Source organism: Temperatibacter marinus (assembly GCF_031598375.1).
GTDB classification, from domain to species: Bacteria; Pseudomonadota; Alphaproteobacteria; order Sphingomonadales; family Kordiimonadaceae; genus Temperatibacter; species Temperatibacter marinus.
Genome location: NZ_CP123872.1, coordinates 1,157,904 through 1,169,862, shown reverse-complemented (window position 1 = coordinate 1,169,862; position 11,959 = coordinate 1,157,904). Strand labels below are relative to the sequence as shown.

Sequence of the window (11,959 nt, the reverse complement as noted above, 5' to 3'; positions counted from 1 at the left end):
CTCGATTGTCTGACGAACCTGTTATCCCCCACAGGCTCAATAGTCGCTTTTCGCATACTATGTGTATGAGGGAATTACAATTCCCAATAGCCCAAAAACTGCAAAATTCAGGGTTTTTCTATAAATTTATAAACTTTAGTTCAAAACATTGTCCCTTTGATACTCGCATGCTTGATGCACCCCTATATCAAACATGCCGTCCATACCGATAGGACTCCCTGGTGGTACTGACGGCGCTGACGGCATCGAAACAGCGGGCGTCCGTGCCCGTGAGAGTAAATCACTGATCTGAGTATTCATATATTTTGATTCGATCGTGTTGATGTTGGTCAACCGCATCTGGATATTCACCAAAACAAGACGGGCGGCTGCTCTGATTGGTTGATGAACTGCATCATTATAAACCAAATCTGCTAATCGATTAATAAACCGATCAGCTACAGCCAATTGAATTTGAATTTTACGCTTTTCTTGACGCCTCATGATTTTGAAAACAGAATTATTCACGTCTTGTAGGACAGCGAAGATGCCTGGGTGCCCCATTAACCGTGTAGACTGCTGGTGAATACGATTTAGTCGTGCTGGCTGAAGAAGAGCAGCAAGAGTCATATCTGCTGCGACTGTAGCCGCTTGAAGATGATCAAAGAGTGCATGTGTCTTGCCACTAAATTTTTCACGATTAAACTGAGGATCCGCCCAATCAATACCTGTAGGGGACAAGGCCATTAGAGTAGAATCATCAAGATCCAATACCTCAGGTTTCATAGTATTTAACAAAGCTATCAGAGCTCGTTTTTGCTCCTGCCATTTTACATCAACAGGCTGTTTGCGGCCATCCCCTTCAGACCGATAAACAAAGTGAATACCCCCCAAAGATTTCGCAGCTGCGGCCATCTGATATCGATGATAGAGATAAAGGGGTACAAATTTTGTTTGAAGTGCAGATGCCCTTTCCCCTTTGCGAAGATTGGCCTCACCAAAAGTTGAGATTGCCTTAGCCCTTACTGCCATCACTTCATTTAAATGATCAATGGCATTTTGACCGTTATCCCAAACGGCTCCACGGGGATGGGCACTGGCAATCGATCGGCTATCCCCGTCTTGTACATAAAGAAGACCCCCAAGGTCAGCCTCTTTTATCAAGGAAGCCTGCGCTTCCTTTTGGCTCTTATCTTTTGGATAGTCTCCATATAAAAATTTAACAGACCAATCATCCCATTTGCCGGTCCCAACACCATAAACCTTTGAAAAGTCTAAATGACCTTCTTTGTCTAAAACCACATAAGGCGCAGGATAATCCATCACACTTTCTCTATCGCCGTAACTGCTCGCTGCCATATTATGTGCGAAACCAAGCGGATGCCCTACCTCATGGGCCGATAATTGTCTTATACGCATTAAGGCCATTTCAACAGGATCCTCAGCGTCCCCCGTCCCTGTTTTCCCTGCACCTGCTAGTGCTTCAAAAATCTTGATGTCTTGACGCACTCGCAAGGAACCGAGAAGCACCACGCCGCGTAATGTTTCTCCCGTTCTGGGATCATAGACAGCTGCTCCATATGACCAGCCACGCGTTGCGCGGTGTACCCAATTGATCACGTTATATCTGGCATCCATGGGATGCACCCCTTCCGGAAGAACTTCTGCTCTAAAACCTCCAGGGTAGCCGGCCTTTTCAAAAGACTTTGCCCACCAGTTGGCTCCTTCAACAAGAGCAGATCTAATGGGTTCTGGGGCGCCGTTATCCACGTAGAAAACAATTGGTTTTACCACTTTACCTGCAGCATCCTTCTCTAGTCTAAACCGGCGTGCCATACGGACAACAGTATCCTCAGAAAGTGAGGCGGACATATCCGTATAATTGACAGTAATCAGGGGCGCTCTGTGATCGGCAATGCGCTTTTTATACCCTTCTTCTGGTAATTTCATAAGGGTGGTGTGGGCTTTTAAAGTGACCACAGACGGTACCGGCGTCGTCGCGCGCACTTCTGGACCTGGTTTAGCGCTTGTAAAGGTGACCCATGAGTCGAATTCTAGATTAATGGGGAAGGCATGCGCTTCTTTTGTCATGACAAAAGAGCGCTTCATGTCTTGCCTGAAATTGCCTTGCCTGCGGCTGGCAAGCCGAGCGGTGACACCCACAGCATCTCTCATCAAGAAGGAACTGAAATCTATAAGCTGCTTACCAGTTTCAGGGTCCTCAGCAATGACTTTTCCACTCCAAATAATACTTGTAGCAAAGCTGTTTTCAACGGCCTCTTTTTCCGTATGAGACGGACTTGATGCTCTGAAGTCCATATTCTCAACAAAAACGACTATTTTATCAGCGATCCTCTCAAACCGAATTATCATACTCTTTGTGGGAGCACTTCGATCAAGTCCAACTGGATTAGAACCCAAACCTGCTGCCATATAGCCTGCATAGATGTACCGAGCAGAAACACCTTTATCATTGGCTTTATCAAGGGCGAGATAGACTTTGCCTTTCGCATGATCCACATAGACATCTGCTAAGCCTGTTTTCTTCTCAAGGCCTTGAATCGTTGTGATAAAATCGTTGGCTTGTAAAGATAGGCTTGTGAGTCCCATACAAAGAAATACAAGAAAATTTCTGACTTTCATCCTATTAGTCCCTTATAAGTGGTCTTGTTAAACAAGTGGGGCCGCCTTCCCCTTTTCTGCTGATTTCATCGCCTCTATAAAGCGAAACACGGCACCCTGCTTTTTCTAACAGGTTCTTGGTTTTAGGTAATTTATCTAGCATGATAACTTGCCGCGGAGCAGTGGCTAAAACATTACAGCCCATGGGAATATACTCATCCACTGGCAAGGGCAGAAGCTCAAGGCCATAGCGGCCTAACCACGCTGCAAAATCATCTGACAAGAAAGGCTGATAGACCAGCGCTAAATCATGATCGAGCGGCGAGATAATTGACATCAAATGCAGGACATCATCCGGATGATCAGGCTCAGGAAGAGGGACAACATGTAAATCCACCTCATCGCCAAGAAGTACCTTTAATTGGCGAATTCCCTCTTCATTGGTCCGTGGACCAAGGCCAACTGCTGCCGCTGTCTCGTTAATCCAAATAAAATCTCCGCCCTCAAGGGTGCCTGGCGCTGTTATTTGCCCAGCGACTTCGAACCCATGAGTTTTATAGGCCGCCAAATTAACCGCTGCTTCAGGTGTACGACTACTGCGACCCATGGTGCATAAAATCAAGCCCTTAGGGCTAACAAGGATATTATCTCGCGTGTAAATACTATCTAACGTCAACGAATCGTCCGCAGGCAGTTGCACCAACTGAGCCCCCGTCTCTTTTATTAGATCAGTAAAAGTCTGATGTTCAACAATCGCTTCTGCTAGGGATGGACGCTTATGAAATCTTAACGGTTGCCATTCTCGGTCTAAGCGTTCTTCATCTTTAAAAGCAGCAAGACTGTCCCTGACGCCCACTAACTTGATCGGGCTCACCTCATCAAATTTCCCTTTAGGCATCTGTATCCTCCCGAATAAAAGCAAAAAGCGGCGCGCCTACCAATATGAGTAAAAACCCATACATCACAGCTTCTGCGCCGGCACCCCAAATGACAAATAAACTATAGGCAAGCGCCAATCCTGACATGATCATTTCCCGCGTACGTAGCGGAGAATGATGTTCTTTTTTAAAGAAATGAAATTCAGAAATGGCCGTAAAAGCATAAGCCATTAACGTTGCAAGCGTAGAAATCAGAACCATGAAAGTAAAGGCCCCTACCAAGCCTTTTGTATAGTTCAGGACCAATAAGATACTGATTGCGCTAGATGAAAATAGCAGGGCAAATTTTGGAATACCTGCCGAATTGAGCGAGCCAAAAATTCCGGGCATCACTTTATCTTTAGCAGCTGCGACAAGCGTGTGAGGAGTTACAAATAGATTGCCGTTAGACGCACTGAATGTCGCCACCAAGGCTCCAAATGTTACAATCGCAGCCCCTACTGGCCCCATCAATTTAGAAGCGGCAAGGGCAAACGGTGCTTGCGATGCAGTCAGCTCTTCTGCAGGTACAATATATGCAATGGCATAGCTAACTGCCATATACAGAAAGAGAATCGTCACAACCGACGAAATTAAAACGCGGGGAATGGTTTTACTGGGGTTTTCCATATTGTCAGCAGGGATCGTCGCAGTTTCTAATCCAAGGAAGGACCACATCACAACAGTAGTAGCCAGAGCAATCACTTGAAAGTCATTCATCTCTGTTGGATTCCATTGAGGAAAGACTGACCTATCCATAAAGGCAAATCCCATCCCAATCATCAAGACAAGCGGAATAATTTTTATAAAGGTTGTCAGCAGTGTCAGACCATTACTTTCTGCAACACTTCGCAAATTAATCAGCGTTAAAAGCCAAACGAGAGCAAGCGAGACAAACAACTGCCCTAGTGTTGACTCAGCAAGTCCAGGAACAAACACGCCTAAATAACCCGTAAAAGCGACAGAGATTGCCGCTATCGCACTGACGCAGGCAATCCAATAAGTCCACGCAATCATAAAAGCAGCAAATTTACCAAGTCCCGCATAGGCATAAGCATAAGGACCGCCGATTTTTGGAACCCGTTTAGCCATGCGAGAAAGCGAAAGAATGATGAAGAGCGACCCAATACCGGCGACGGCCCAACTTAGTAGCCCAAGCTGGCCGTAAGGGGCCAGTAAAGTTGGCATCATGAATATTCCAGAACCGATTGAACAGCCGACAGCAATGCCCCAACCTCTCCAGAAGCCTATGGCTTTAGCTTGATTATCCTGTGATTGATCAGACAAAAAAATACCCCTCCCCAAGGATCAGGCTGAAGCGTATCAGTCCAGAAATCCTTTGGAAAGGGGAAAGTTCTATTTTCACTGCTAGTTTAGCGGGATTTTTTTACGTCTGTTGTCGGAGTAAGTCGCGCTCTCAGCGATGAGGGCTCTGTCATTGTATAGTCATCAATCACTTTCACTGCATCTTGGATTGCTTGATCCGCAGTCAGCTCACCGTCTGCCACAGCAGAAGCAATCCCTAAGACTTGCATATAAAGTTCTTCGGGTTCGCCTTGAATTGTCAGAGCAAAAAAGCCTGTATCACCCTGTTCCAAAGCTGTCCATTTCGTGCGAATGCCCGCCCAAAAAGCCTCTGTTTTTAACCAATAATCTTCGGCAACTTCTACGGGATAATCGCGCGCTTTGACATAGGTATTCACCCCCACTTCTACCGCGAGGACCTGAGGAGTCTCTCCGCGCAAAATGAGTTTAGCATTATCTTGCTCATGAACCCAGCCGTTGGGCGTAATCGCATGGCGGTTAACGGCTTCAATAACATCATAGTCATCCCGTTTGGTAGCATCGCGACGTGGCAAGGGTCGCCAAGATGGCGCTGCTTCCCAGACGCTTATTCCATTGGTATGTTTCCACTTGCCGTACCCACTATACCGTGGTGCATCGTCCACTTGATACACTGTTTGAGACCATGCGCCTTTGCGCTCCTCCTCAGATATATCTGTCATTTGCCAAGCATTACCCCCTTTGAACTCAAGATACGCATTTGGCTGCCACTGCCAGTCTTGGCGCCAATGTTTAATAGGGAAGAAAACTTTACTGTTGGGTCCAGCACTTGCCACCAGGATATGCTGTAAACTGACAAAGCCTGGTCTCTCATCAATTACGCGCACAACTTCTCTCGCATAGGAAAGCTTTTGAGGCTTCAGCGTATAACCGTCTTTAAAAGCGACTTTTTCAGTAAAATCAAAAGTCACGCGATAATCCCCCGCCATGGCCAATATCGCTGTTTTATCAGCGGCCGAAGGGACAGAGCGTTCTGTGGATGTAAAAAGAGATGAAGAAGAAGCCGACTCACAGGCTGTTAATCCTAAGGCAAGTGTAAGAGCCACGCCAATGGTCTTAAGAGGGGAAAGGGTCACGATAGTCTCCTATAGAAAAATAGATTATGATATTAATAATTATTATTAACTTGCATTATGTTGCTCCTTCTATAAAAGTCAATAATGAAATTAAGAATTATTATCAAAAGGATACTCGTGACGATGAAACCAAGCCTAGACAACCAGTATAACCTCCTCAGCAAAACCTTTCACTGGGTGACCTTCATCTTGATTATTGTCTTAAGTGTTACTGGCTTAGCGATGGCGGATATGCCGCGAGGGCCAGAAAAATTAGACCTCATTGATTTGCATGGGGCGCTAGGGTTTCTATTACTCTTCATTACAATTTGTCGCGTATTGTGGCGCCTTTCATCTCCTCAGCCTCTTCCATCTGCGGGCCTCTCATCGCAAACAATTACCCTTTCGAAACTTGTCCATTTTACATTTTATGGCTTGATGGGTGCTCAAGTCATCTTGGGGATGCTCAGTATCTACACCGTTGGAAGGGCTCTCTATTTCTTTGGTCTTTTTGAAATCCCCTCTCCTCTTGCCCGTGATATCCCTCTCCATCATACGATGGAAACACTTCATTCAATTGGGTGGTATACTCTGGTAGCCCTTATTGCTTTGCACATACTCGCTGTTCTTATCCATCACAAAAATGGCGTGCCTATCTTAAGGCGTATGACCTAATCATAGCCGCTTCTTCGCTACTCACTTTGTCAAGAAGGGGGGTGGGCGTTATTTCTCATTAATAATAATTATTAGTTGCAATAAAAAAATACACTTCCTATAAAATGATAATGATTCGCATTATTAATAATTTAGCCTCCTACTATACTTGAGAAAAGGGAATAAAATGTATAACCACCACGTAAAGACCGTTTCGTCTTTAGCCTTAGTTGCGGCTCTTTCATCTCCATCAACTGCCTTAGAAACAAAGGATGAGCCTACTGTCAAAGAACTTGAAACCATCATCGTTACAGCCACACGACGTCCAAAAAAACTAAAGGATGTTGCGGGTAGTCTCTCTGTCATGACGGCTCAGGATATTGAAAAAGAAGGGGCAACAGATCTCAATGAACTCTTTAAATATGATCCTTCTGTGCAAATAACAGGATCTGTAGGGGGAGCTCAGAATATTATAGTTCGGGGCATGGGCAGTGATCGCATTCTAATGATTAAAGATGGCATGCGGATGAATGAAGGGTATGGGGCAGATGGGGCCAACGATATTGTTGGGCGCGGATTCATAGAAACAGACACACTCAAACAAGTTGAAGTGGCTAAAGGTGCTGGATCTTCTCTTTATGGATCTGACGCACTAGGGGGCGTTGTCGTCTTCACAACAAAGGACGCCTCAGACTATGTCAATGGTCAAGGATTTGGTGGTCAATTTCGCGGTGGGTATTCTGATTATTCTAATCAGTGGACTGGTGGTGCAACACTTGCCCATGTCAGAGGGAATGTTGAAAACCTCTTATCTTTGACTTTTAGAGAAGGGCAAGAACAGCAGAATTACGAGAAAAGTCGCAGCCCCTTTTCTATTGACTCACAGAGCTTTCTCTATAAAGGGCGCTATCGCTGGAATGAGACTGAAAGCTTGAGCTTAACGATTGATCTGTGGCGGCAAGATCAAAAGGGAGACCGTGCTGATGGGCTTCTTTACTACTTTAGAGGTCTTGCCGCATACGGCTATGCTATTACAGACGAACAATCAACCTCCGACAAAAAAACCAACTCTTTCAAATTTACATACGAGAGCACTAATGAAACAGCCCTATACGACTCGCTCAATGTAGCTCTTTACCGAAATAGTACACAGCAAAGCGATGAAGAATACGGCGAACTTGAGATAAACAGTTTCTTCACATCTGAAACCTACCGCGAAATGTGGAAGACTTCTCTTTATGATCAAGAAACTTATGGACTTTTATCAAGTGCCGTAAAGAAAATATCAGATCGGCAAACCCTCGGATATGGCATCGACATAGAATCCACAAAAAGTTTAAGGTCTGTGCATGAATACCGGGAAGGGGACGGGGCCGTTACGCGTGATGACTCTACACAAAAATTCCCTGAAAATGATGTTTTCCGAGTCGGCCTTTTTATGAATGATGAGATCAGCTTCCTAGACGAGAAATTACTCATTACGCCTGGTGTACGCTTTGACCATTATAAGATGGACCCTAGCGGAGCCTTAAAGACTGACGGCCAACCTTTTTCTGTCATTTCTGAAGAAAACCTCTCTTTAAATGTAGGCGCCTTGTACCATGTCAGCGAGACCCTTTCAGTCTTTGCTCAGCTTGGACAAGGATTTAAAGCTCCTTCATATGATCTAGCGTATGCTGAACATTATAATCAACCTTCATCCACCTATATCTATCAGATCATTCCCAGTGATAATCTAGACCCTGAAACGAGTAATACATTTGAAATTGGTTTAAGAGGATCTGCAGAAGGACTCAGTTATTCAGCGGCCTACTATTATAATAGCTATGATAATTTCTTAACCACCACACTTGTGGACAGTGTGATGAACTTTGATTCCACTGGTACCTTTGCAAGCCTGCATGAATTTTATCGCTATGAAAATATTGATAGCGTGACTATTAAAGGCGCAGAGGCAGGGTTAAATTGGCGCTCAGAATCCGGTGTTTCTCTCTTTGCAAACGCAGCTTGGCAAACAGGACGAGATGACACAACAGGTGACTATATTACGTCAATCACACCCCTTTCTGGCACGATTGGTCTCTCATACGATACTGAAGATTTCTCGGGCGCCCTCACTCTCCGCTGGGCAGATGATATGAAAAAAGTCAATGAAGGCGCCACAAGAACAGACGGCTATGCCGTTCTTGATCTAGCAGCTACCTATCAATTAGCAGAAGCGCTTGCTCTCACAGGAACCGTGCAAAATCTCTTCAACAAGGAGTATATCCACTTTAGTAATGTTGCAGGTCATGCATCGAGCGATGATTTAGCCTATTTCGCCGAACCAGGACGGAGAATGAAACTTAACCTTCGTTTCACCTTCTAATCAAAACTATTTTTGCCCCTCTCTCTCAGCACTCAAGCGCTATGGCAGAGGGGCCTGCCTAAAAATATACAGGCCGTTCATTTTTCTTTCTAGATTTATTAACCTTTTTGCTTTAATTTCTATCTTACTAAAAAGGGAAAGAAACAATCATGGTCGACCTTACACCTGCACCTCAGGATAAAGGCGAGATATCATCATATCTCCAGAGTTTACCGCTATTTTCAGGAATAGAGAAAAGCCTCATTATGAGCTTTGCCGATCAAGCCATTTCAAAAAAATATGAGACTGGCGAAAGTTTGTTTTTCCAAGATGATCCTATTGAAAGTTTTTATGTCATTCTCTCTGGTTGGGTCAAATTATATAGAACAACACAAGATGGCAATGATAGTGTTTTTGATATGCTCACAGTCAGTCAACTCTGCGGCGAAACAGCCATTTTAGACGGGGATGACTATAGCTTTAGCGCAACAGTAGTTGAAGATATTGTCTGCTTGAAAATTCCTGCATCTATTCTTAACACAGCCATTAAAGACGACAGCAAAATGGCTTATGCCATGCTCAAAACCATCTCGAGATATAGAAAACAACAGACACGTGAGATTGAAAGTTTAACTCTTCAAAATGCATCACAGCGGATTGGATGCTATTTGCTTCGACTGTGTCGCATTGATGTTCTCGAGCCCGTTGTCTTGCAACTGCCCTATGATAAATCGATGATCGCTGCGCGTCTCGGGATGCGACCTGAAACCTTTTCACGAGCCCTTAAAAAATTAAAACAGCAAACAGATATTCATATTGAAGGTGACATTGTCAAAGTCCCAACAATTGAGAGCCTATCCGTTTTTTCATGCAGCGCCTGTTCTAATGAGTATCCCTGCAATGACTTAATGACATAATCCCTTATGCTTTAAGGGTATTTGATTTGACTTGCAGCCACTCCCAATTCATTAAAAATGGTTTCTTACAGAATTTTTCTGGCGACTCTAGCAAGAGTTCAATATCTTTTTTTGAAAGATAGAAGGGTGTCTTTGTAGTTAATTTAAGGTGCAAGGGTGTCCAATGAAATTGATCCAAATGAAAGCAAACACTCATCACCCTATTCCGTGCACCTTCCCTAAGTCCAAGGACCAATTCCTGGTCCTGCATTTCACAGGCACATGCGCGCCAGATCTCCTTATAAGGAAAACGATCCCCATTCTGCCTCAGGACTTGATTACAAAGAAGTAAATAGTCTTCGAGATACCTAATTTCGTCATTGATCATTTCTTCAGTCATAGGTGACCCTTTGATTAGACCTGTCTCTTGCCCCTTGAACAATGGTTATAAGCTCATGGCCAGATCAAAAACTTGACAATCGTCAAGGTCCCGACTCTTTGGGCAAATAAAACATGGTCAAACAGCACTCAAGATGCTATTGCAGTGCAATATTTTTGAGTATATCCCTTGATGAATAAGGATCATCCCCATGATTGCAGCCTTGAAAAATTGGTATACAGAGCTGGGTGTCCAGTCTCCGACTACTGCTAAAAATGAGTTATTATCTGGCTTAACAGTTGCTCTGGCCCTTGTGCCTGAAGCTGTGGCCTTTGCCTTTGTGGCGCAAGTCAATCCATTGGTTGGGTTGTATGCAGCCTTTCTTGTGGGCCTGATCACAGCGGTCTTTGGCGGCCGTCCTGGCATGATCTCAGGGGCAACAGGCGCTCTCGCTGTTGTTATGGTCTCCCTTGTGGCCCAACACGGTGTTGAATATCTTTTTGCAACAGTGGTTCTGATGGGAATTATTCAAATTATTGCAGGCATTATGCGTTGGGGTAAGTTTATCCGCATGATCCCCTATCCTGTTATGCTTGGTTTCGTGAACGGCCTTGCAATCGTTATTGGGATGGCACAATTAACTCAGTTTAAAACGCCAGAGGGCACGTGGCTTATGGGGAATGGTTTGATGCTCATGCTTGGCTTAACGGCTTTAACAATGGCAGTCATTCATTTCTTTCCAAAAATGACCAAAGCAATCCCTGCCCCTTTGGCTGGAATTCTCATCACCACTGCACTTGCAATTGGACTCGGCCTTGAAGTCTCAACAGTTGGCGATCTGGCGTCCATCGCAGGCGGGTTACCTGATTTCCACATTCCAATGGTTCCCTTAACTGGAGAAACCTTGAAAATCATCTTACCCTACGCCGTCATTCTCGCTGCCATTGGCTTAATCGAGTCTTTGCTCACCTTGAATCTGGTATCAGAAATCAAAAATGAAAAAGGCGGTGCGAGCCGAGAATGTGTCGCCCAGGGCGCATCTAACCTTATAACAGGTTTCTTCGGTGGCATGGGGGGATGTGCAATGATTGGTCAAAGTATGATCAATGTTAAATCCGGCGGCCTTAATCGTCTTTCTGGTATTTCAGCTGCCCTCTTTTTGCTGGCCTTTATTCTTTTTGGGTCAAGCCTTATTGAGATGATTCCGCTCGCCGCTCTCGTCGGTGTAATGTTCATGGTCGTGATAGGAACTTTTGCCTGGCAGTCAATTGCAGCTCTGCGAAAAATGCGCAAATCAGATGCTTTTGTGGTCATTCTCGTTACCGCCGTAACGGTTTGGCAAGATTTGGCCATCGCTGTTATCGTTGGTGTCATCGTCAGTGCGCTTGTTTACAGTTGGAACAGCTCAACTCACTTAGACATTCGCACGTCTAAAACAGGAGAGGGAAATAAGATTTACACGCTTTACGGCCCTCTTTTCTTTGGTTCTACAGAAAGCTTCATGGAAATTTTTGATCCAGAAAATGATACGGACGACGTCGTAATAGATTTCATGCATAGTCGAGTTTGGGATAGTAGCGCCATTGAGGCTATTGATAAGCTGGCTGACAAATATAGAAAAGCTGGCAAAGAATTACACCTCTGTCATCTTAGCCCAGACTGTGTACGCCTTTTGACACGTGCAAAGAATATGGTTGAGGTCTCAACCATAGAAGATCCTAACTATGGTGTTGCCGCAGATTACGATCTGAATAAATAAAAGATAA

General features: G+C 44.6%; 9 protein-coding genes. 4 read left to right on the top strand and 5 right to left on the bottom strand.

The genetic code is table 11. The features are described 5' to 3' along the window. Positions 1-135: 135 nt before the first annotated feature. The 4 genes from QGN29_RS05320 to QGN29_RS05305 all read right to left on the bottom strand — a co-directional run bounded on the left by QGN29_RS05320 (position 136) and on the right by QGN29_RS05305 (position 5,938). Positions 136-2,622, bottom strand: a complete 2,487-nt coding sequence (locus tag QGN29_RS05320) for a zinc-dependent metalloprotease (RefSeq protein ID WP_310799651.1) — start codon at positions 2,620-2,622, stop codon at positions 136-138. Between the two features lie 4 nt (positions 2,623-2,626). Further along, the gene (locus tag QGN29_RS05315) at positions 2,627-3,499 is read right to left on the bottom strand and encodes a dimethylarginine dimethylaminohydrolase family protein (RefSeq protein WP_310799650.1); all 873 of its coding nucleotides are present in this window, start codon (positions 3,497-3,499) and stop codon (positions 2,627-2,629) included. Further along, the gene (locus tag QGN29_RS05310; RefSeq protein WP_310799648.1) at positions 3,492-4,805 is read right to left on the bottom strand and encodes an APC family permease; all 1,314 of its coding nucleotides are present in this window, start codon (positions 4,803-4,805) and stop codon (positions 3,492-3,494) included. The genes QGN29_RS05315 and QGN29_RS05310 overlap by 8 nt, the downstream gene beginning before the upstream one ends. Positions 4,806-4,891: 86 nt before the next feature. Continuing rightward, the gene (locus QGN29_RS05305) at positions 4,892-5,938 is read right to left on the bottom strand and encodes a DUF6607 family protein (RefSeq protein ID WP_310799647.1); all 1,047 of its coding nucleotides are present in this window, start codon (positions 5,936-5,938) and stop codon (positions 4,892-4,894) included. A gap of 123 nt (positions 5,939-6,061) precedes the next feature. Between QGN29_RS05305 and QGN29_RS05300 the strand changes: the two genes are divergently transcribed. The 3 genes from QGN29_RS05300 (at position 6,062) to QGN29_RS05290 (ending at position 9,835) form a co-directional block, all read left to right on the top strand. After that, complete coding sequence (locus QGN29_RS05300) at positions 6,062-6,592, top strand: cytochrome b (RefSeq protein WP_310800022.1); 531 nt, start codon at positions 6,062-6,064, stop codon at positions 6,590-6,592. Between the two features lie 166 nt (positions 6,593-6,758). Next, positions 6,759-8,939 carry a TonB-dependent hemoglobin/transferrin/lactoferrin family receptor gene (locus QGN29_RS05295; protein ID WP_310799646.1) on the top strand — a complete coding sequence of 727 codons (2,181 nt, stop codon included), beginning with the start codon at positions 6,759-6,761 and terminating at the stop codon, positions 8,937-8,939. Between the two features lie 149 nt (positions 8,940-9,088). Further along, a complete protein-coding gene (locus tag QGN29_RS05290; protein ID WP_310799645.1) occupies positions 9,089-9,835 on the top strand; it encodes a Crp/Fnr family transcriptional regulator in 747 nt (248 codons plus the stop codon). Positions 9,836-9,839: 4 nt separating this feature from the next. Here the strand turns inward: QGN29_RS05290 and QGN29_RS05285 are convergent, their stop codons facing one another. Then, positions 9,840-10,214, bottom strand: coding sequence for a hypothetical protein (locus QGN29_RS05285; RefSeq protein WP_310799643.1), 375 nt, complete (start codon positions 10,212-10,214; stop codon positions 9,840-9,842). A 190-nt stretch (positions 10,215-10,404) separates the two neighbouring features. Here QGN29_RS05285 and QGN29_RS05280 point away from each other — a divergent pair, with 190 nt between their 5' ends. Continuing rightward, positions 10,405-11,952: a SulP family inorganic anion transporter gene (locus QGN29_RS05280; RefSeq protein ID WP_310799641.1), complete on the top strand. Its 1,548-nt coding sequence runs from the start codon at positions 10,405-10,407 to the stop codon at positions 11,950-11,952. The last annotated feature ends 7 nt before the right edge of the window (positions 11,953-11,959 follow it).